This is a genomic window from Grylomicrobium aquisgranense (assembly GCF_033971865.1).
In the GTDB taxonomy this organism is placed as follows: domain Bacteria; phylum Bacillota_I; class Bacilli_A; order Erysipelotrichales; family Erysipelotrichaceae; genus Bulleidia; species Bulleidia massiliensis.
This window is the reverse complement of the sequence record NZ_JALBUR010000002.1, coordinates 119290-141758: the sequence shown is the minus strand read 5'-3', so window position 1 is coordinate 141758 and position 22469 is coordinate 119290. Positions and strand designations below refer to the sequence as shown.

The window sequence follows — 22469 nt, the reverse complement described above, 5'->3', positions numbered from 1 at the left end:
TTTCTTATTCCGTATACTTATCTTTCAGATCCTGCAGATCCTTCCTGCTCAGACCATATTCTTTCTCAAAGAATTCATTGAGATCAGGGTACCTGTGATGGATATTGGCAATGACATCTCTGCCAATCTTCTCTGAAACACCATCCTTCATCTGCAGCAGTTCTTGCAGTTCAGGATTCTTTGCAATCTGTTCTTTATGTCCCTTCATACTGCCATCAATGAATGGCTTTCTGCATTCGTTGGAATAGATATAATCCTGAAAGACTGTCTCATCATCACATCCCAGTGCCAGCAGTAATAACATCGCTGCCACACCGGTTCGATCTTTGCCCGTGGCGCAGTGAAACAGAATCGTCACATCACCGGCTTTGATCTCATCAAACAGAACCTGGAAGGCCTGATTGCCAAAGGGCATCTCCTGGTAATACGCTGTCAGCTTTGCTTTCTGTTCGGCCGCATCCTTGCCGGTCTTCATCATGCCTTTTGGTGAAAAGTCGATATCCTCACCGCCCTTAGACACAACCCCCGAGTGCTGCAACATTTTGATCCCCGGCAGGTCCGGATCCGGCTTTCTTTGAATCTCCTGCTTTGTACGCAGATCCAGCACCGCTCTGATTCCCATCTGCGTTAATTCATGCTTTTCCTGTTCATTGAGCAAATACAGACCGCTGCTGCGATAAAAATATCCTGCTTTGACTTTTTTTCCATCTTTGGTGGGCAGACCGCCAAGATCACGAAAATTCAGTTCTTTGCGAAATAACCATTTTTCATTCATACGATGACAAGCATACCCGAAAACTGTCTGATTCGCCAGTTGATGCGCTATAATACAGGCCTGATGGAGATTATTTATGAAACGAATCCGAATTCTGGCAACATCTGATGTCCATGGTTATATCTTTCCGTACAGCTACGCTGACGGCATGAATGCAAATATTGGTTTTGGCCGCATCAAAACCATGATTGATTCCCTCAGGGATGAAAATACTCTGATTCTGGATAATGGCGATGTGCTGGAAGGCTCACCGCTGATGTTCTATCACTATACAGATCATCCTGATGATGTCTCCCCGGTCACCACGGTCATGAATGAAATCGGCTATGACTATGTCAACGTCGGCAACCATGACTTCAACTATGGTGAGGAAGCACTGATGATGCACCTGCAGAACCTGAAGGCCCCCTGTATCACCAATAACTGGCTGTTCCATGGCAAGCCTTATGGGCCAACCTATGTTCTGCGTGAAATCAATGGTGTGCGCATTGCCCTGTTTGGCCTGACAACCAAATACATCCCGCACTGGGAAAAGAAAGACCACATTGCGCACAGCCGTTTCGTGGATGCCGTTGAGGCAGCCCGCAGGACAGTAGACTGTATCCGCCGTCTGGAAAATCCAGATTATGTCATATGTATGTACCATGGCGGCTTTGAGCGTGATCTTCAGACAGGTGAAACAACCGAGGATCTCACGGGTGAAAACCAGGCATACCAGATGATCAGGGAAGTTGCCGGCATTGATATCATGATCTCAGGCCACCAGCACCGCAGCCTGCAGGGAAAACTGTTCAACACGTACTATACACAGACAAGTGCCAATGGTGCCCAGCTGGCCTGCATTGATATCTACCCGGAAATTCATAACATCGAAATCAATCTGCTCGACTGTGACGCAAAGGCAGATGAAGACATGCTGAAACGTGTGCAGAAAGAGGAAGATGAATGCCAGAAATGGCTGGATACACCGCTTGGCACAACCACCATGGATCTGACCATCCCCGATGAAAACGAAGCCCGTCTGCACAAGTCACAGGTTGTGACTTTCCTGAACAAGGTAACAATGGACTTCACTGGTGCAGATCTGGCTGCCAATGCCCTGTTCCTGCATGCCAAAGGGTTTAACAAGAACATCACGATGCGGGACCTTGTCAGCACGTATGTCTTTCCCAATACGATCGTTGTCAAGAAAGTCACCGGAAAGGTTTTGAAGGAATATCTGGAAAAAGATGCTGAGTTCTTCACATTGAAAGCAGGGGGATCCATTGGCGTCAATCCGCTGTATGACTATCCGAAGCCGCAGCATTACAACTATGACATGCTGGATGGCATCTCCTATACCATCCATGTGGCCAATGACCCTGGTGAAAGAATCTCTGATCTGATGAGAAACGGAAAACCGGTGCAGGATGATGATGAATTCACGCTTGCCATCAATAACTACCGGGCTGCCGGCGGCGGCAACTATGACATGTTAAAGAGAGCGCCGGTTGTCAAAGAATACAGTGAATCCATGGTCGAAATCCTGGCAAAGTACATCATGGAGCACAAAGTCATCTCCTTTGAACCAGTGCATAACATTACCGTCACGCTATGACCAGAACACAGCACAGATTCATCACAATCTGTGCTTTTTTCATGCAATTCTGCCTTATAATGAGGAAAAGGGGTGAAGAGAATGGTCTCATTTGAAGTCAGTGCCAAAGATTTTCTGTTTCTGAAACAGACTGTGGAAACCATGACAAAGTATATTGTCAGAACGGTATACAATGGGGAAGACGTTCTCTTTGATATTCCGGAGAAAAGCCTGAATGACTTTCTGCTGGATTACCGCTCTTTCTATGTCCGCAAGGGACTGCAGAATGAAGAAGAAATCAATGATACCGGTGTCAGGCTCAACCGCATCTATGAAGAACATATTGAACCCGTGCTGAAAGAAAACAATATGTAACATGAAAACAGCGTGCCTTGGCACGCTGTCTTTGTTCTTCGTATTACTTGCTTGTATCTTCAGGCAGATAGAAGATCTGTTCACCCTGTTTTGACAGATTGTAATTGGATCTGGCATAGCTTTCCACATAATCTGGATCCTGCAGTTTCTGCTTCTGATCGGTCAGCTTCTCATTCTCAGCCTTTACCTGGGCATATTTGCTCTCCGCATCAGACAGCTGGCTGCGCAGCCTTACCGTCGTTACAACTTCCTTCGCCACGGAAAACATCAGCCATCCTGATACGCAGATCACTGCCACGCAAAACAGCTTCATCAGCGGTGACAGCTTCTTTGCCTTATTCTTTTTTCTCTTTCTGATCTGTGCCATACACAAGTTTTATACCACGCACAGCAGAAACCTTCAATCCTTGGAAGCTTCTCCAACCCGTGATTCCCCGATGATTTCATACATTGACGAGGCATCTTTTTTCTTCTTTGCCTCTTCCACCGACAGCACGCGCACCTCCAGCCGTCTGGACCCAAAGGTTACAGCCACCACATCGCCAACCTTCACCTCATGCGAAGGCTTGACAGCCTTGCCATTGATTTCCACCCGCTGATTGGCCGCAAGCTCATTGGCAATCGTCCTTCTTTTCATGATTCTGGAAGCCTTCAAATATTTGTCAATTCTCATTTCTTCCTTGCCTCCCACGCTGACTCCATCACCTGAATCGACATGTCCAGCACATCTTTGGTTCTGGGCAGCGTTGCAATAATCGTATTATTTGTATACCGAATGCGGATATCCTTGGAAATATTGGAGAAAATCTCAAACAGTTTCACACCATCCACCTGTGAGGAAAACAGGGTAGAGAACGTGATCTGCGGCTGTCCGTTCACTTCCCGGTAACTCTGTACATACGGCTCATTCAATAACAGATCCAGCTTCTTCTTCAGGAATAATGTCTGCACAGCTTTTGGCAGCTTTCCATACTGGTCCACAATCCCGGCCGCATACGCATCCAGTTCTTCTCTTGTCCTGATATTTTCAATCTGATGATACAGATCCAGCTTATCATAATCATTCGCCGAGAAGTTCTTTGGAATATACCCGGATACTGATACATTCGCATGCTTTTCTGTCGCAGGTTTCTTTTCTTCCTGTTCCGGATGCGTCTTCTTCTGAATCGCTTCTTCCAGCATTTCAATGTACATATCGATACCAACCGTATCAATAAAGCCAGACTGATGCGGACCCAGAAGATCACCTGCACCGCGTATTGTCAGATCCCGCATCGCAATCTTATAGCCGGATCCCATCGTCGCAAACTCACGCACCGCCTGCAGTCTCTTCGCTGCCACCTCAGACAGCTGCTTCCTTGGCGGCACCAGCAGATACGCATATGCCTCACGGTCAGAACGTCCCACTCTGCCCTTGATCTGATACATCTGTGCCAGGCCGAAATCCTGGGCATTATCGATGATGATCGTATTGGCATTGGGAATATCGATGCCATTTTCCACAATCGTCGTACATACCATCACATCCACTTCATGATTGGTAAACCGCATCATCGCATCCTCAATGTCCTCACGGTCCATCTGTCCATGCACAATGCCAATCCGTGCTTCCGGCAAAAGATGCCGCAGCGTTCTTGCCACATTGTAAATCTGCTGGATGTTGTTGTAGAGATAGTACACCTGGCCATGTCTTGCCAGCTCCTTCTCAATGGCTTCTACAATCAATCCCTGATTCTTCTCTGCCACATATGTCTGCACACTGTAGCGATTGCGGGGCGGTGTCTCCAGCTGTGACAAAGAACGGATGCCGATCAAAGACATCTGCAGGGTTCTTGGAATCGGTGTGGCACTCAATGTCAGCACATCGATGCCATTCTTCATCTCTTTGATCTTCTCTTTATGCTCCACGCCAAAGCGCTGTTCCTCATCCACCACCAGCAGGCCAAGCTGCTTGAAATGCACATCTTTGGACAGCAGACGATGCGTACCAATGACAATATCCACGGTACCCTTGCTCAACCCTTCCAGTGTATTCTTAACATCCTGAGCAGACTGGAAACGGTCCAGCACACGGATCGTTACCGGATAACCCTCATACCGCTTCTGGAAGGTATGCAGATGCTGCTCAGCCAGGATTGTTGTCGGACACAGCACGGCTGTCTGATAGCCATCCGACACCGCCTTGAAGGAAGCACGCACCGCTACTTCTGTCTTGCCAAAGCCAACATCCCCGCACACCAGACGGTCCATCGGCTTGTCGCTTTCCATATCCCGCTTGACATCCTCAACCGCTTTCTGCTGATCCGGTGTCAGCTCATACGGAAAGCTGTTTTCAAACCGTCTTGTCATTTCATTGTCAGGTGAAAAGGCATGGCCGATATGCTGTTCACGGCTGGCATACAGTGCGATCAGCCGGTCGGCAATATGATTGACATTCTCCTGCAGCTTCGCCCGTGTCTTCTCCCATTCACCGCTGCCCAGCTTGTTCAATCGCGGTACAACACCCTCACGTGAAACAAACTTGCGTACCAGCTTGAACTGTTCCAATGGCACAAGAAGCTCGGCATCGCCGCGATACACAATCTTCAGGAAATCCTTGCGCACACCCTGAATCGTACGATTCTCAATACCGACATACTGACCGACGCCATACTGGGCATGCACTACGTAATCACCTGGATTCAGCTCATCATAACCGGAAATCACCTGAGCAGAAGAGAACTTCTTCTCATAGCGGCTGTGATGATGGCGCACTTCAAACAGTTCATTGGAGGTGTACACTGCCACACCGGCATCTGCCAGCAGGAATCCTTCCGGATATTCACCCGTATAAAAGGAAATCCCATCCGGAATCTCACCGTCATCTTTCAGATCATGATAACGGATCTTCAGCTGCTTCAATGTATCCTTGACAGTATCCTGTTCACGTTTATTCAGGACAATGACATTCTTTCCCGGTACATCAATCAGCTTTAATTTGATATCCAGCGGTTCATTAGGCACATGCACTTCCTGAATGTTAGAGATATTCGATGTCAGGGGATCTTCCGGCAGTTTTGTACAGTCAGATGCCACATGATGAATATCATGGTACATCGTATAAAAAGGCAGTGCTTTGCCTTCCGATACCATCTCCTGCAGATAGACGGCTGTCTCTTCCATCAGATGCTTTGCCCCATCAAAGACCGCATCCTGATCGGAATACAGAATCAGCGGATGTCCCATGTAATCCGCCAGGCATGCCGTCTTGTCCAGCAGTGCCGTATAGCGGTACATCCTTGGCTCCCGGATATGATGATCCAAAGCATCCAGATCACTTTCAATCTCACCAGACAGCAGGGCATCATTCTTTTCTGCTAATACCTTTTCCGCCTTTGTGCGGATGACAGAAAGCTGTTCTTCGTTAAACAGAACATCTGATGCCGGTACGATCCGTACCTGATCAATCGTTTCCACTGTCTTCTGTGTAGATGGATCAAAGAAGCGGATGGAGTCGATCTCATTGTCAAAGAATTCAATACGGACAGGCTGCGGATTATTGATCGAGAAGACATCCACGATGCCGCCGCGGCAGGCAAAGCTCAGCGGCTGATCAATATGCGCTGTCTCACTGTAACCGCCAGCACGCAGTTTCCGCTTGAGATCATCCATACTGATGACATCATTCACCTTCAGAATCATGCAGGCATCCGCAAAGTCAGCCGGGAAGGGCAGATTGCGCAGATAGCCGGAAGGACATGTGACAACAACCTGTGCAGGCTTCTCCAATAGGGAAGAAAGTGCATCTACCTTGCCGGCTGTAATCTCCAAAGAAGAGGCCAGCGCTTCCATGCGCAGCGATTCATCCGCGCCAAAAAGGGCGCATTCATCCTGAGAGAGTAGGGATGAAACCCTCTCAAACAGACGCTGTGCCTGATACAGATTCTTTTTTACAACCAGAATGGGACGGGGTTTCTGCAGATAGGATGCACTGATCACAAGTGCTTCCTGCATCAAAGATGATAAAGGCAATGGTCCCCGGTTTTCTTTAAGCATCCGGACGGCTTCATTGTCCTTCAGACAGCCGGCCAGCCATTCTGGCATACCTGTATATTTCTCGCTGATAAGCCTGCTCCTTTCATAAGCCAAGTTATTCTAGCATCACAAACACAGCCGTGCATCATACTTTGCACGGCTGCAGAATTACTTTTTTGCTTTAATATTATAATCGTTCATCACCTGATCAAACGGACGGAATACCCAGTCATAGGCTGCTTTGGATGCATCCAGCAAAGCTGCATCATACACATCACGCTCTGCCTTTGGCACTGGTGACAATACCCAGTCCGGTACAAGATCATGTTCACCGGCTGCACTGTGGCCGACCCCGATCCGCACACGGGCAATCTGATCCGTCTTTAACGCATCAATGATTGACTTCATGCCTTTCTGACCGCCGCCAGAACCAGAAGCACGGATCCGCACAGAACCCGTTGGCAGATCCATGTCATCATGCAGGATCAGAATATCAGATGGGTCGATATGATAGAAATTGACTGCCTGGGCAACCGCACTGCCGCTTTCATTCATATAGGTAAGCGGCTTCATTAATAGAACACTTTGTCCCTGGATCCGCACGGTCTGCACCAAAGCATTAAACTTTTTCACATCAATGCCGGTATCCAGACGGTCAGCCAGCAGATCAATGGCCATAAAGCCAGAATTATGCCTGGTCTTCTCGTACTCTTTGCCAGGATTGCCAAGCCCCGCAATCAGCTTCATTTCTTCTCCTCCGTAAAGGACGTACCAGAATCACTGTTAGCAGCCATCAGATCTTCCGCATCACGGGATGCGGACTCTGTCTGTTCCTTCGCATCTGTCTCTGTATTTGTTTCCGCATTGACAGATTCACTGCTTTCCTGCTGATCCTCATGCAAGCCTGCATCCTTATTTTCTGTTTCAGCAGCTGTATCTTCTTCACGATCCGTTCCGGATTCAGCCTCATCCTTTTTTTCATCGGCCATATGCACACCGATATTCTTCAGCCATGCCTCACCAATTCTTGTCTGGTTGAACTCTTTGGCAACGGACATCATCTCATCCATCTTGTCCTGTTCACCATTGTCTTCATACAGTTTGACAAGCATGGCAGATGTCAGCTGCTTATACAGACCGATCAACTGCTTGGAATATGTCATATCCTGATAATCACCATCCATGACCTTTTCAAAGAAGGCTCTGCCAAGATCATCTTCCTTGTTATAGAACTTCAGGCAGGCAAGGGACAGCTGATAATCCAGACGTGTCTGATACCAGGCAAGATCACCGCCAAGATGGTCATACATTGCTTTAATCCTGTCTTCCTGTCCATCTTTCTGCAGAATGTTCGGAATAGCAAGGAAGTAATAGAAGAAGGAATCATCCTCGGACATCTTCTTTTCCTGTTTCAGATTTTCCAGGTCAATAGCAGCCAGCTGGCCGTCAAAATCTTTCTCCTCATAGCGGTTGTGATACGCTGTACCCCAGAGCTTGAGAATCTGAAACTTTGTTTTCTGTTCCACGGTTGTGGAAGCCTCAATCTCTGTATCTACTGCCTGAAAGAAGTCATTCTCCTTGTCCAGCAGCCTGACAACATTGATCACCTTATCCATTCTTTTATTGCTTTTCTGCATGATCATCATTCTGACAACCATATAAATCATCAGGGCATACAGAAGAAATGTCATTCCTTTGCTCATAGTTCTGATCGGCGCGGATCTGCCCACATCCAGCAGTTGGAAACGCCTTCCTCCTTTTCCTGTCATCCAGCGGCCATGCCGCCTTCCATTTTCTTGCAGAAACTTCCTGCAGTCTTTGACATTATAGCCAAAAGCAGACATTGTGAAAATGCCATCAGATTTGCAATTTTAACATATGTCTTTTACCATGTTAGCGGAACAGATGTTCCCGAGGTACCTTATGTCTGAGCAGAAAAAGAAAAAAGGATTCCGCTTTAATCCAAAACTGACCATTACAATCGTAATTGTGATACTTGTTGCTGCCCTTGGTATCGGCCTGATTCTGAATTACCGCCGCAACAATGATGAGCAGAAGATCACTGCCAAAAATGCCAAAACAACGGCTGCTGCTTCTACGGCAGCCAGCACGCTGCCGGCAGAAGCCTCTGATATCAACAGCTACACGTATCTGTTAAACAAGGATACTGCATCACTGGATCCTACCTATGTACCATCTGATCTTGCTGATCCGGAAAATGTACAAAGCACTTCCAGCGTCTTTGAAATCCGTGCAGAAGCTGCCACCCAGCTGGAAGCCATGGTCAAGGCCGCATCCGATGCCGGCATCACACTGTATGTATCTTCTGGATACCGCAGCTATGATGATCAGGACAAGCTGTATTCCAGCCAGGTGCAGCTGCTGACAGAAGCCAAGGCCATCACAGCATGTGAAAAGGCAGGATATTCCGAACATCAGCTCGGTCTTGCCGTGGATCTGACCGATGATGTCAATACAACAAGTCAGACCGAAGCCTTCGCAGATACAGATGCCGGCAAGTGGCTCTATGAACATGCCCATGAGTATGGCTTCATTCTGCGCTATCCAAAAGGCAAGGAATCCATCACCAAGTACAACTTCATGCCTTGGCATTACCGCTATGTCGGCACAGATACAGCCAATGCCATGTATGCCATCTCTCCGGATGAGACGATGGAGGAGTACTTCAGTTCCAGCAATTAACAAAACAGCCCCGCGGCTGTTTTTCTTTAGCAGTTTCATCTTTCACAAATAAATAATTCGGTAGAAGCCGGGCGCTTACCTATGAATTCATTGCGAATGAGAGGTAAGCGTTTTTTTATTTCCGCGAGCAGCGAGCCATGCGGGCAAGATTGTCTGTCCATATGGCGGCTGCTCCAAAACAGACAACCAATAAATCAGGCCGTCCCTACCCCGCTATGCAGTTATGTCAAAAATAATAAAAAGTGACATAACTAAACTTGAAATTGGCAATGACATGATGCATAGTATGTATGCAATTACGTCATTTTTTTAGAAAAGTGACATAACTGCAATATGCTGAATGAGGTGGCGGGGATGAACGAACAAAATCGAATCACAAGCTTCTTGAAAGAAAAACCATCGTTTACCACAAAGGATTTTGTTGGGATGGTAAAAGAATCCGAGGCAGCTTATTCGGACCGGAAGGCATACCGCATACTGCAGGATCTTCAGGACGACGGGCGGATCATGAAGGTTGGACGCGGACATTATTCAAAAACTTCCGTGAAATCGCCATATCATTTCAAGGCATCCTCCCTGATGGATGAGTTGGTTGGTTTGATTGATAAAGAGTATCCGCTGATCACATATCAGACATGGGAGCTTTATCAGTGGAATGAGTTCGTGAACCACCAACTGGCACATAACGCTTACTTTATCGAAGTGGAAAGTGGGTTGGAGACAACAGTCTTTGATATGCTGCTGGAAAAGTATCCCCGGGTGCTGCTGAATCCTGGTATAGAGGAGTATTACCGGTATCGCGCGGACGATATGATTATCGTCCAGAAATTGATATCCGGAACTCCGGCACCACAACCGGGAAGCAAACAGGCTTCACTTGAAAAGCTGCTGGTGGACATATTCAGCCGGAAACTGACAGGCCAGTTGATCGAGCGGGCTGAGTATCGACAGATATACGAAGATGCATTTGGCAAATATGCGATCAATGAATTGGCGCTTTTTCGCTATGCCGGAAGGCGTCATCTTAAATCTGACATCCGAAAATTTATTGAGGATGAGACTAATATAGAGCTGAGATCAGAGGAATGGACATGATTGATAAGAAAATCTATGATCTTGACTATATTCGCCAATTGCAGGCGAGGTACAAAACAGATCCGGGCCTATTGGAGAGGGTCCTTTACGCATTTGGACTTCTTGAGGCGCTCGTTAAGGTAGGGATGAAGTTTACCTTTAAGGGCGGCACAAGCCTGATGCTCCTGTTGGATCATCCGATCAGGCTATCCACGGACATCGACATCATTGTGGATCCGGGGACTGATGTGGAGAGCTACATTGAGCAGGCGGGAACCATCTTCCCCTTTCTGCGAAAGAAAGAGGATATCCGTAAGGGGCGGAACAATATAGAAAAACGCCACTTCAAATTTATCTACTATTCCCCCGTCCGGCAGAGAGAGTTTTACATATTGCTGGATATTGTTTTCATGGAATCTCCGTATGACCAGGTTGTGACAAAGCCCATTCGTAATGATCTACTTGTCACAGCTCCGGAAGATCTTGTGGTAACTATGCCAACGATGGAATGCATTCTGGGTGACAAGCTGACTGCTTTCGCCCCGCATACCATAGGTGTCCTGCTGGGGGAGGGAAAAGAACTGGAGATTGCCAAGCAAATGTTTGATGTTGCCACCTTGGCAGAGCAAATGCAGGATCAGCAGCAGTTTCGTGCGACCTATGACAAAGCCGTTGTAGAAGAACTGGCTTTTCGGGGATTGGAATTGGAAAAAGAGAAAGTCCTGAAAGACACCATCCGGGCATGTATCAGCATTATCAGCCGTGGCGAATATAATAAAGAGGACTATGTGGAATACCTGAAGGGTATTCGCTCCCTGACGGATCATATTCTTGGAAAAAAATTTACACCGGAAATCGCTGCTGAGAAAGCATGTTCAGTGATGTGTCTTGCCGCCAGTGCTTTGACACAGACGGATTATCCGAAGATTGCTGATGCAGCAGGATATGCAAAAGAACGTCTTGCAGGCGATCAATATAAACGCCTCGCTTATATCCGGAAGAGAAATCTTGAAGCTTATGGCTATCTTGTGGAAGCCACAAGGATGCTCGATTGATGTACCTCTCATGCGCGAGAAAAGAACAGGACATGTCAACCTGATGACGAAGGACAACTGGCTCTGGCGAAAGCTTTATGATGCAGCTAGGTCTGTGCAAAACAGCAGAAAGATTTCAGATTATGTCGAGGCAGGCGGCGTGGCTGCGGCCATCCTTTCCTCTTCCGGCAGGATTTATACCGGAGTATGTGTAGATACCTGCTTGATCCACGGAATTTGTGCTGAGCGCAATGCTATTTTCAATATGCTGACGAACGGGGAACAGGAGATCTGTAAGGTGTTGGCTGTCATGCCAAACGGTAAGACTGGTGCTCCCTGCGGAGCCTGCAGGGAATTGAGGGTGCAGCTGATTTTGGCGGCATACAAAGACATCGAAATCATGCTGGATTATGAGCAGGAGAAGGCAGTGACACTCGGAGAACTGACGCCGGAGTGGTGGATCGGATAGCATACTAAACAAAAGGTCGGATGCTAATTCGCAGAAAAACTGTATATTTATGATGATTGAGAAGATGCCATCTGCAACAGGTGAATTCCTGCGGCAGATGGCATTTTCTATCTCATACAATAGGTGAGTGTTCCTCCTGTTGCGCAGCTGAATTTGCGCAAATTTTCAAACACATCAAATTGACATTGACAAACCTCACTATTATTATATAAAAGCGTTTGTTCTAAACATGTAAAAAACAGGAGGTGGCATGAATGAAGAGAACATACCAGCCTAGCAAAAGAAAAAACAAGGCGACTCATGGCTTCAGAGCACGTATGGCTACAGTAGGCGGTCGTAAGGTATTAGCAAGACGCCGTGCAAAGGGCAGAAAGGTACTTTCCGCCTGAAATCAACCACCGCGGGGTGGTTTTTTTATTCATCATGAAGAAGAAAAACAGAGTCAGAAAAGCAGAGGAGTTTCAGAAGATCATCCATACCGGCAAAAAGAAGGTATCTCCTGCGTATATCTTTTATTATCTGCCGAAGAAGGAAGAAGAAGCCCGGATTGGAATTTCACTGCCGAAGAAGATCGGCCATGCGGTTGACCGCAACCTGTATAAGCGGCAGGTGAGAATGATGTGCCAGGACCTGATAGACTTTCAGAATTATCCTCTGGATGGGGTGATTATTCTGCGGTTTTCCTATCGGGATCACAGCTATGCAGCAAACAAAAACATATTGGAAAAACTACTTACTGACGCTACAATAAAGTAGTTTACAAATAGGAGATTACGATGAAATTAAAGCCTCGTACAAAGAAGATTCTCACAGTGCTTCTGTTCGTGGGAATTGCCGCAACACTTACGGGATGTACTGTTCCGCGTGACAGCTCCGGCAATATCATTCTGATTGACACAACAACAACATTCAAACAGGTCATGAGTGATGAAAACTGGTTCAGTGCCATCTTCGTATGGCCGCTGGCACAGGCCATCAACCACATGACGCCGAAGATGGGTGTCGGCCTTGCCATTACTGTGATCACCGTCATTGTTAATGGCGTTCTCGCTGCCGCAACCATCAAGGGAACCGTTGGTTCCCAGGAAATGCAGCTGATTCAGCCTGAGATCCAGAAGCTGCAGAGAAAGTATGAAGGCCGTGACGATCCTGCTTCCAAGCAGAAGATGGCTATGGAAATGCAGCAGCTGTATGCCAGTCATGATATTCATCCGATGGGCACCATGGTCGGAAGCTTCCTGCAGCTGCCGATCCTGATGGCAATGTATATGGCCGTCCAGAGAGCCGCTGCTGTACAGAATGGTTCCTTTATGGGACTGAACCTCAAGACAACACCGCTGACTGGCATGAAAGAGGGCCAGTGGATGTATCTGCTCATCTTTGCATTGATGGGACTGACACAGTTTGTGTCCATGTATCTGCCGATGCACTTCGCTAAAAAGAAGGCAGAAGCCGCTGCTGCCAAGCAGCACCGCAAGCCTGAAGAAACAAGCGGCAACCAGCAGAAACTCATGCAGATCTATATGATGGCCATGATCCTGATCTTCGGTCTGATGTGGCCGACTGCCATGACCGTTTACTGGACAATCAACTCCTGCGTCACAATTGTAAAGACGATCATTGTGCAGAAATACATCGATCACAGGCAGGCAGAAAAGAGGAAAGCATGAAAAACTATACCGGCAGTTCCATTGCAGAGATTCTGGAAGCAGCCGCTGAAGAAAACGGTGTTTCCAGCCAGGATCTTAAGTACGTCATCACCAGCGATAACAAAGAAGAAGGCACCGTCAGTGCCGACGTCTATACGATGGAAGATGTCAAAGAATTCATCTTTGACTACCTTGGTGATTATTTCACCGGCATTGATGAAGACATCGAAGTTGCGATCGAAGAAACAGACAATGGCTTCATCGTCAACCTCAATGCGGATAACAATGCTGTTCTGATCGGCCACAATGGCAAGACACTGTCTGCCTTCAATACTGTTGTCCGCAGTGCTGTCAACGCCGCCTTTAAGAGCAGAATCAACGTTCTGATTGATGTCAACCATTACAAGGAAGACCGCTATTCCAAGCTGCGCTTCCTTGCCAAGAAGCTTGGCCGTCAGGTCCAGAAATCCCATGTCGATGTGGAAATGGATCCGATGCCGAATGATGAGCGCAAAGTCGTTCACCAGCAGCTTAATGAATGGCATAATCTGCGCACAGAATCCGAAGGTGAAGGTGCCAGCCGCCATGTCTGCATCCGCTATGTACCGGATGCGGATGAACCTGCTGAAAATACAGCAGAAAGTGAAGAAGCATAAGGGATATCGTGTACGATATCTCTTTTTTTCATCTATTATTAAGGTATGAAATGGACAAAGGAAGAATGCTGTACATGGATTAAAAGCCTCCATGTGGAAGGCTTTGATCTGCACAAAGAAGAAGACCACTATCAATTTGTCTCATCAAATGCAAATGGCAGTATCAACATCTATCCTGAGGACATTGTCGAGCTTTGCATCCAGGACAAAGAAGGCAAGACCACGTTCTACCTGCACTTTCATATTGAAGACAAAGAACATGATCAGGATCTGATCCATCAGATGCTTGTCTCGCTGCAGGAAACCGCCCGTAAGCGTATTCTGCAGGTTGTACTCTGCTGTACATCCGGACTGACTACATCCTTCTTTGCCCAGCAGCTTAACCAGGCTGCCGAAATTCTTCATAAAGACTTTGTCTTCTCGGCAGTCTGCTTCTCTGATTTGTATAAGAAGGGCTTTGACTGTGACATCATCCTGCTGGCCCCACAGATTCATTTCCAGTACAAAAAGGTCAAAGAAGTCTTCCACGATCAGCTTGTAATCCGGATTCCCGCAGATATTTTTGCGGCTTATGATGCCGGCAGAATGCTGGGATTGCTGCAGAAAGAATATATGCAGCACATTGGTGAAAGCATTGGCGAAGAAAACATTCCACTGCGTTCCATCTATGACAATCCATACCGCATCCTGACCATCGCTGTCATCAGCCACCGCCAGCAGACACGCTTTGGCTACCGTATCTATGACCATGGCAGTATAACCCTGGACAAAGAAGTCATTAAGCCTGACATCACGCTGCAGGACCTTTTCGATCTGCTGGACTATGTGATGATGCGCCATCACAACATCGATGCCATCGGTATTTCCTTACCAGGCGTTGCCAACCATGGCTTCCTCAACCTTGAACATTCCGACTTTGATCACTATAACCTCGCCGATGCCATCATAAAACGCTATCACCATCCCGCTATCATCCTGAATGATGTCAATGCCATGGCGCTTGGCTACCATGCGATGCATGAAGACAGTGACGACATGGCCTTCTGCTTCATGCCCCATGGCCAGGTGGATCTTGGCGCCGGGCTGATTATGGATGGAAAGCTGCGCCTTGGCTATGCCCACCATGCCGGTGAAATGCACCACCTGCTCAAAGCATTCTGTCCCAACATCTCATCAGATAACATCACGCCGGAAAGTACCAGACAGCTGTTAGTCATCTCAATCCTGTCCCTGATCTCCACACTTGCTCCGGCAAAAATCATCTACTATTGTGAACTGTGTCCAGACCCTGATGAAATATGCAATGCACTGTCAGAGTACATTGAACCTGCCTATATTCCCGAAATCATCCACGTCAACCGTCTCAAACGCTACCAGCTGCCCGGCACCATGATCCGCTGTCTGGAAGTACTCAACAGTCACACCATCGTGGAACATATGAAATACTGACACCTCTGGCATCTATTGCAGAGGTTTTTTCCTGTGGAAAAGCCGTCTTACATTCCCATCATCCACAGTGGATAACTTTCTGCCGCAAGAGTTTTCCACATATTTTAAAAAGCCTGTAAACAAGCCGGCTTTTCCACTACCGTACAATTTTATACACGGTGGAGAACAGGATTTTCATACCACTTTTCAACAGTGTTTTCCCCGATCCACAAAATGAGTTTTCCACATATGTTGAAAACTGTTGATAACAGCAAAATAGTCAGTATTTATGCATGTTTTTTCATGTTAGTAAAATGTTAAAAACAAGTCATGTTCTGATGATTTTCCACATTTTTGTGAGTTATGCACAATGTGGATATTTTCTCCACAAATTATCCACACCCTGAATTTTGTGGAAAAGTGTGGAAAACTTTCTTTTAACCTGTATTTATCGGATAATCTGCATTTACTGCTATTGTGGAGAAAATAGTTTTCAACAATTTTCATGTGGATTTTACCATCGTGCATGCCTACAATAGTCGTGCTGTAAGCAAGCAATACAGGAGTTTTCATGATAACAGAGAACAAAGATATGTACCTTCAGGATGTCTGGGGGAAGGTACTGCAATATCTGCAGATGAACTGCAATATGGAGCCAGAGATCATCGATAATTTTTATCGTCCTTGTTCTCTGTACGATTTAACATCGTCCAAGGCTGTCATCCTCGCCCCGACGATCGTCAACAAACAGATTCTGCAGCCGGAGTCAGAAATGATCTCAGCCGCATTTACAGACATTCTGCAGGCCGATTCGCCTATCACGGTAGAAATATGCCGGAAGGACGATCTGCACAATGTCATGCGTTCTAACAGCCTTTCTGAGCAGGATCTCGATGAAGCATCCTTTCCATCCATGCCCATTCAGAAGGACCGCACCTTTGACAACTTCGTCGTCGGTGACTGCAACCGCGAATCCCATGCGGCTGCCCTGGCATGTGCTGCCAAGCCCGGACAGTTCTTCAATCCCTTATTTATCTATGGAAATTCAGGCCTTGGCAAGACACACCTGTTAATGGCCATCGCCAACTATGTATTGAAGAATGATCCAACCCGCAAAGTCTACTATACCGAATCACTGAAATTCGTCGAAACAGTTGTCAATGCCATCCGTGATAACAAGATCGAACAGTTCAAGCGGTACATGTACTCTGTCGATCTGCTGCTGATCGATGACATCCAGTTTCTGGCCGGCAAAGAAAAATCACACGAAATCTTCTTTACCATCTATAACGAACTGATCAATAACCGCAAGCAGATCTGCATTGCCTCAGACCGCCAGCCCAATGAAATCAAAGGACTGGAAGACAGACTGATTTCCCGCTTCTCCAGCGGTCTGAGCGTCGGCATTGATTCACCGGAATTTGAAACATCACTCGCCATCCTGCAGATGAAGATCCGCCAGAACGGCTATGGCATTGAAGATGTTGACCCGGAAGGCCTGGCCTATATTGCCTCCAACTTCTCCGGCAATGTCCGTAACCTGGAAGGGGCATGGAACAGAGTGCTCTTCTATGCCATCCAGTTCCAGCCAGACGGCGGTGTCATCCGCTTTGAAACCGTCATGAATGCCCTGAAGTCGCAGGCCGTCGTCTCAGACAAGACCGGTCTTTCACCAAAGAAAATCATCCAGGCTGTGGCTGACTATTATGGCCTGACCCACCAGCAGATTACATCCAAGACAAGAACAAAGAACATCGCCAATGCCCGCCACATCTCCATCTACCTGTGCCGGCATCTGCTCAATCTGTCCTACATTAAGATCGGCGAAGAATTCGGTGGGCGGGATCATTCCACGATCATCAGTGCCTGCACCAAAGTCAGCCGCCAGATCAAGAGTGACCCTGCCATGGCAACCGCCATCCAGCAGATCGAAAATTCCATCAAACAGTAAAAAGTTTTCCACAGTTATCCACCGGTTATCAACACCGCACCAATGCTGGAAAACATGCATTTCTACAAGCTGTTTCATGCTTTATCCACAGTTTCCACAGGCTTAGTAATAATAAGCCTGATAAAAGATATAAAATAACAGACAGGAGGCCAACCGCCATGAACTTCACCGTATCCAAAAACAAATTCTACGCAGCTCTGCAGAACGTCGCCCATGCGATTTCTCCAAACAGTCCGCTGCCCGTCTTAAAAGGCATTAAGATCAACGCCAATGAACCAGACAACCTCATCCTTACTGCCAGCAACAACGATCTTGCCATTCAGACATCCTTAAGCAATGAACAGGACAAGGATCTCAACCTGACCATCGAAGAAGGGGGCGCAGTTGTCATTGATGCCAAATACCTGCTTGATATTGTCCATAAGATTGATGGCGATACACTGCATATGGAAATCATCGACGGTGCTCTGACCATGGTCAAAGGACAGAATGCCCAGTACCGTATCAATGGCATGAAAGCAGATACCTACCCAACCATTGATCTTTCCAAACCAGCCGATGCCATCACAACCAAGGCAGACCAGCTGGCAGAGATCATTGATGAAACAGCGTTTGCCGCAAGTGATCAGGAAACACGTCCGGTTCTGACCGGCGTCAACTTTACCCTGCATGACGGTGTTCTGGAATGCACGGCAACTGACTCTTACCGCCTGGCCAAGAAAACCATTCCTTTTGCCAGCGACCTTACCTTCCGTGTCACCATTCCTGCCAAGAGCCTCAATGAAGTCAAGGCGATCATGTTGCAGGAGGCAGACAAGGATATCGAAATTGCCCAGAATACCAAGAAGGCACAGTTCTCCAATGGTACTGTACTGCTGCAGACAAGACTGCTCGATGGCGGCTATCCGGATACAGACCGCCTGATCCCGAGAGAATTCCATCATACTTTGACCATCAGACGTTCCACACTGCTCAGTGCGCTGGACCGCTGCATCTTCAAGAGTGACAACATGACTGTCAACCGCCTGCAGTGCTCCCAGGATGATGTCATCTTCTCCAATGGCTCTCAGGAAATCGGCGACTTCCAGCAGTCACTGATGGAAGAGGGTACAAAGTTCGAAGGTGATCCGATCGACATCAGCTTCTCCGGTGCCTATGTTCAGCAGGCAGCCAGAGCTCTCAAGGGAGACACCATTGAAATCTGCTTCTCAGGACCAATGAAACCATTCATCCTGAAAGATCCTGCCAACGATACGATCCTGCAGCTCGCTCTGCCGGTACGCACTTATAACTGATCACATACAAGCTCCTGCACAAGGAGCTTTTTTGATGCCTTTCTGCACGGTTGTTTCAGCCTGCTTTCATTCCCCGGAAATGCCTTGTTTATCGGCAAAAATCACCATTTTTATGGTATAATTCAAGAGTGGATTTTTCATTTGAAAAGGAGCCCGTCATGACCAGAGAAAAGACAGAATATATCACCCTTCAGCAGTTTCTCAAAAAGGCAGGACTCGTCCAGTCCGGCGGCGAGGCAAAGGTCATGATTCTGCAGGAAACTGTCAAAGTAAATGGCATTCCTGAAACCCACAGAGGCAGAAAACTGTATCCCGGTGATATCGTAGAAGCCTGCGGCAGAAAGCTTGTCGTTGGCTGATGCATGTAAGCAATCTGAAACTGCATCAGTTCCGCAACTATGAGCAGGCTGAAATTACCTTCTCTGATGGCATGAACGTAATCACGGGTGATAATGCCCAGGGAAAGACAAACCTGCTGGAAAGCCTTGTTTATTTGTCTTTGACAAGGTCTTTCCGCATCAACAATGAGCGCCGCCTGATCAAAGATGGCTGCGAGTATGCGGACATCCGCTGCACGCTTCATGAAAACAATGAAGAAAAAGTGCTGCGGGCCCTGATCACACCCAAAGGAAAGACACTGCTGATCGATGGCAATGCCATGAAAAAAAGCAGTGACTTCATCGGCATTCTCAATGTCATACTCTTCTCACCGGATGATCTTGGCTGGTTCACGGCATCTCCCATGGACCACCGCCGCCTGCTCAACCAGGAAATTGCCAAGATTTCACACAAATACATGCATGCTCTCTACAGTTATCAGAGCCTGCTCAAACAGCGCAATATTGTGCTGAAGCAAGAGAGCGTAGATGAAACCTTCCTGGATACGCTGGATGAAGAAATGGCTGCCCAGGAAGCCGTCATCATCCGTGCCCGCCGCTACTTCACAAGCCAGATCAATCAGAATCTCGGCAGTCTCTTCCATACCTTGTCAAAAGAAAACCATCAGGTACAGGCTGTCTATGCCTGCTGCATGGATGGAAATGCAGACAGGCAGGACATCCAGAACATGCACAAAGAAAACCGGCTGAAAGACCGTCAGTACCAGACGACCACAGCTGGCATTCACCGGGAAGATTTCACCTTTGATCTGGATGGCAGAAGAGCAATTGATGCGGCATCCCAGGGACAGAAGAGAATGATCCTGCTGGCCTATAAGATGGCCCTGCATGCATGTATTGAAAACAATACCGGCCGCAATGCCATATACCTGCTGGATGATGTGCTTTCGGAACTGGATCTGACCAGACAGCAAACCCTGCTGGAAATGATCCATGGTTCACAATGCATTCTGACAGCGACCAGCATACCCGCATTTTTAAAGACAGATCACATGAAAGAATACCGGATCAAAGCCGGTACGATTACAGAAATGGAGGCATTATGAGTACAGAAGACGATTTCAGGCGCAAAGAGGAAGAAGAACTGCTTCAGGAAGAGCCGGATATCTCCCATGCCGTGATTGGCCAGGAACTGGATATGAAGGCTACCCAGGAATATGATGATTCCGAAATTCAGGTTCTGGACGGCCTGGAGGCAGTCAGAAAGAGACCAGGCATGTATATTGCCACGACATCTTCCCGCGGTCTGCACCACCTGATCTGGGAAATCGTAGACAATGGCATCGATGAAGCCATGGCCGGCTATGCCTCTACTGTTACCGTCACAATTGATAAAAACAATGCAGTACAGGTTGATGATGACGGCCGCGGCATGCCTACCGGCACCAATGCCAAGACCAGGAAATCAACGATTGAGACCATCTTTACTGTCCTGCATGCCGGCGGCAAGTTCGGCGGCGGTGCCTACAAGATCTCCGGCGGCCTCCATGGCGTCGGTGCATCCGTTGTCAATGCCTTGAGCACATGGCTGGAAGTCACCGTCTATCACGAAGGCAAAGTCTACTTTGTCCGCTTTGAAAACGGCGGCCATGCCGTAGCACCATTGCATGTCATCGGTACCTGCGACCCGAAAAAACATGGCTCTACTGTCCGTTTCCAGGCAGATCCGACCATCTTCCAGGAGACCACTGTTTATGACCATGACACGGTCAGAAACAGGCTCAGACAGCTTGCCTTCCTGAACAAGGGCATCCGCCTTGTCTTCCATGATGAACGCATGGAAGACCCTGAAAAACGGGATTACACATTCCTGTATGAAGGCGGCGTGCGTGAATATGTTGCCTTTTTGAACAAGGACAAGGAAGTCGTCAACCCGGATATCATCTATGCCGAAGGCTATGAATCCGATATCCAGGTAGAAGCAGCCATCCAGTACAACGATGGCTACAACCAGTCTGTCTATACCTTCTGCAATAACATCAACACGGTAGAAGGCGGCACCCATCTGGAAGGCTTCAATCTTGCCCTGCAGCGTGAGATCAACAAGTATGCCAGAAACGCCAAGCTGCTCAAGGACAAGGATCCCAACCTGTCTACCGAAGACTGCAAGGAAGGCATCACGGCTGTCATCTCCGTCAAGCATCCGGATCCGCAGTATGAAGGACAGACCAAGACCAAGCTTGGCAACAGCGAAGTCAGAAAGATTGTCTCAGATATCTTCGGCTCTCAGCTGGAAAAGTTTCTGATGGAGAATCCGGATGAGGCCAAGGCCATCGTTGAGAAGTGCTCCCTGGCATCCCGGGCCAGAATTGCGGCCAAGAAAGCCAGAGAGATGACCAGAAGAAAGAATCCGCTGGAAGTGGGTTCTCTGCCTGGCAAGCTTGCGGACTGCTCAAGCAAGGATGCCAGCATCTGTGAAATCTATATCGTCGAGGGAGACTCCGCTGGCGGCTCTGCCAAACAGGGCAGAGATTCTCACTATCAGGCCATCCTGCCTTTAAGAGGTAAGATCCTGAACGTTGAGAAAGCCAGGGAGGAACGTGCCTTTGATAATAATGAGATCCGCTCCATGGTTACGGCCTTTGGCTGCGGGATCAAGGAAGAAGTCGATGTATCCAAGCTGCGCTACAACAAGATCGTCATCATGACCGATGCCGATGTTGATGGTGCACATATCCGGACACTGCTGCTGACATTCTTCTACCGCTACATGAAACCAGTGCTGGAACAGGGCCATGTCTACATTGCCCAGCCGCCTCTGTACAAGGTACAGAAGGGTACCAGCGTGAAGTATGCCTATACCGATCATCAGCTGGAACAGGTTAAGGCGGAGATGGGCTCCAAGATCTCGATTCAGAGATACAAAGGACTTGGTGAGATGGATCCTTCCCAGCTGTGGGAGACAACCATGGATCCAAAGAACCGCACCCTGATCAGAGTCACCGTCGATGATGCCGAGGAAGCAGACCGCAATTTCAGCATGCTGATGGGTGAGGAAGTAGAACCCCGCAAGCGTTTCATTATTGATAACGCCCACTTTGTAGAGAATCTGGATGTCTGAGGAAAGAAGGT

22 protein-coding genes are annotated in these 22469 nt (G+C 47.7%); 16 read left to right on the top strand and 6 right to left on the bottom strand.

The window, feature by feature from the left end:
* Positions 1-4: 4 nt before the first annotated feature.
* On the bottom strand, positions 5-775 hold the full coding sequence (locus MOZ60_RS01810) for a tyrosine-protein phosphatase (protein ID WP_370595424.1): 771 nt from the start codon (positions 773-775) through the stop codon (positions 5-7).
* A 76-nt stretch (positions 776-851) separates the two neighbouring features.
* Here MOZ60_RS01810 and MOZ60_RS01805 point away from each other — a divergent pair, with 76 nt between their 5' ends.
* Positions 852-2372: a bifunctional metallophosphatase/5'-nucleotidase gene (locus MOZ60_RS01805; RefSeq protein WP_370595423.1), complete on the top strand. Its 1521-nt coding sequence runs from the start codon at positions 852-854 to the stop codon at positions 2370-2372.
* Between the two features lie 72 nt (positions 2373-2444).
* Positions 2445-2726: a hypothetical protein gene (locus MOZ60_RS01800; protein ID WP_108774617.1), complete on the top strand. Its 282-nt coding sequence runs from the start codon at positions 2445-2447 to the stop codon at positions 2724-2726.
* A gap of 43 nt (positions 2727-2769) precedes the next feature.
* On the opposite strand, the gene MOZ60_RS01795 is transcribed toward MOZ60_RS01800, so the two are convergent.
* The 5 genes from MOZ60_RS01795 to MOZ60_RS01775 form a co-directional block, all read right to left on the bottom strand.
* On the bottom strand, positions 2770-3093 hold the full coding sequence (locus tag MOZ60_RS01795) for an FtsB family cell division protein (protein ID WP_245309380.1): 324 nt from the start codon (positions 3091-3093) through the stop codon (positions 2770-2772).
* 33 nt (positions 3094-3126) lie between these two features.
* Complete coding sequence (locus MOZ60_RS01790; protein ID WP_108774615.1) at positions 3127-3399, bottom strand: RNA-binding S4 domain-containing protein; 273 nt, start codon at positions 3397-3399, stop codon at positions 3127-3129.
* On the bottom strand, positions 3396-6809 hold the full coding sequence (gene mfd / locus MOZ60_RS01785; protein ID WP_370595422.1) for a transcription-repair coupling factor: 3414 nt from the start codon (positions 6807-6809) through the stop codon (positions 3396-3398). The genes MOZ60_RS01790 and mfd overlap by 4 nt, the downstream gene beginning before the upstream one ends.
* Positions 6810-6908: 99 nt before the next feature.
* Complete coding sequence (pth, locus tag MOZ60_RS01780; protein ID WP_277635513.1) at positions 6909-7487, bottom strand: aminoacyl-tRNA hydrolase; 579 nt, start codon at positions 7485-7487, stop codon at positions 6909-6911.
* Entirely contained in the window at positions 7484-8431 is a 948-nt protein-coding gene (locus MOZ60_RS01775) for a hypothetical protein (protein ID WP_370595421.1), read from the bottom strand. The genes pth and MOZ60_RS01775 overlap by 4 nt, the downstream gene beginning before the upstream one ends.
* A gap of 232 nt (positions 8432-8663) precedes the next feature.
* Between MOZ60_RS01775 and MOZ60_RS01770 the strand changes: the two genes are divergently transcribed.
* The 14 genes from MOZ60_RS01770 (at position 8664) to gyrB (ending at position 22458) form a co-directional block, all read left to right on the top strand.
* A complete protein-coding gene (locus tag MOZ60_RS01770) occupies positions 8664-9443 on the top strand; it encodes a M15 family metallopeptidase (protein WP_370595420.1) in 780 nt (259 codons plus the stop codon).
* 354 nt (positions 9444-9797) lie between these two features.
* On the top strand, positions 9798-10538 hold the full coding sequence (locus tag MOZ60_RS01765; RefSeq protein WP_370595419.1) for a DUF6577 family protein: 741 nt from the start codon (positions 9798-9800) through the stop codon (positions 10536-10538).
* Positions 10535-11572, top strand: coding sequence for a nucleotidyl transferase AbiEii/AbiGii toxin family protein (locus tag MOZ60_RS01760; protein ID WP_370595418.1), 1038 nt, complete (start codon positions 10535-10537; stop codon positions 11570-11572). The genes MOZ60_RS01765 and MOZ60_RS01760 overlap by 4 nt, the downstream gene beginning before the upstream one ends.
* Positions 11463-12020 (top strand): cytidine deaminase family protein, encoded by a 558-nt coding sequence (locus tag MOZ60_RS01755; protein WP_370595417.1) that lies wholly within the window; start codon positions 11463-11465, stop codon positions 12018-12020. The genes MOZ60_RS01760 and MOZ60_RS01755 overlap by 110 nt, the downstream gene beginning before the upstream one ends.
* 254 nt (positions 12021-12274) lie before the next feature.
* The gene (rpmH, locus tag MOZ60_RS01750) at positions 12275-12409 is read left to right on the top strand and encodes a 50S ribosomal protein L34 (protein ID WP_108774610.1); all 135 of its coding nucleotides are present in this window, start codon (positions 12275-12277) and stop codon (positions 12407-12409) included.
* Between the two features lie 34 nt (positions 12410-12443).
* Positions 12444-12776 carry a ribonuclease P protein component gene (rnpA, locus tag MOZ60_RS01745; RefSeq protein WP_108774609.1) on the top strand — a complete coding sequence of 111 codons (333 nt, stop codon included), beginning with the start codon at positions 12444-12446 and terminating at the stop codon, positions 12774-12776.
* A 20-nt stretch (positions 12777-12796) separates the two neighbouring features.
* The gene (yidC, locus tag MOZ60_RS01740) at positions 12797-13690 is read left to right on the top strand and encodes a membrane protein insertase YidC (protein ID WP_370595416.1); all 894 of its coding nucleotides are present in this window, start codon (positions 12797-12799) and stop codon (positions 13688-13690) included.
* Positions 13687-14325: a Jag family protein gene (locus MOZ60_RS01735; protein WP_277008988.1), complete on the top strand. Its 639-nt coding sequence runs from the start codon at positions 13687-13689 to the stop codon at positions 14323-14325. Before yidC ends, MOZ60_RS01735 begins: the two co-directional genes overlap by 4 nt.
* A 45-nt stretch (positions 14326-14370) precedes the next feature.
* Complete coding sequence (locus MOZ60_RS01730; protein ID WP_370595415.1) at positions 14371-15774, top strand: ROK family protein; 1404 nt, start codon at positions 14371-14373, stop codon at positions 15772-15774.
* Positions 15775-16324: 550 nt separating this feature from the next.
* Positions 16325-17704, top strand: a complete 1380-nt coding sequence (dnaA, locus tag MOZ60_RS01725) for a chromosomal replication initiator protein DnaA (protein WP_370595414.1) — start codon at positions 16325-16327, stop codon at positions 17702-17704.
* 158 nt (positions 17705-17862) lie between these two features.
* Entirely contained in the window at positions 17863-18999 is a 1137-nt protein-coding gene (dnaN, locus tag MOZ60_RS01720) for a DNA polymerase III subunit beta (protein WP_370595413.1), read from the top strand.
* 158 nt (positions 19000-19157) lie between these two features.
* Complete coding sequence (locus MOZ60_RS01715) at positions 19158-19358, top strand: RNA-binding S4 domain-containing protein (protein ID WP_108774604.1); 201 nt, start codon at positions 19158-19160, stop codon at positions 19356-19358.
* Complete coding sequence (recF, locus tag MOZ60_RS01710; RefSeq protein WP_370595412.1) at positions 19358-20443, top strand: DNA replication/repair protein RecF; 1086 nt, start codon at positions 19358-19360, stop codon at positions 20441-20443. The genes MOZ60_RS01715 and recF overlap by 1 nt, the downstream gene beginning before the upstream one ends.
* Before the next feature lie 92 nt (positions 20444-20535).
* Positions 20536-22458 carry a DNA topoisomerase (ATP-hydrolyzing) subunit B gene (gene gyrB / locus MOZ60_RS01705; protein WP_108774920.1) on the top strand — a complete coding sequence of 641 codons (1923 nt, stop codon included), beginning with the start codon at positions 20536-20538 and terminating at the stop codon, positions 22456-22458.
* Positions 22459-22469 lie beyond the last annotated feature (11 nt).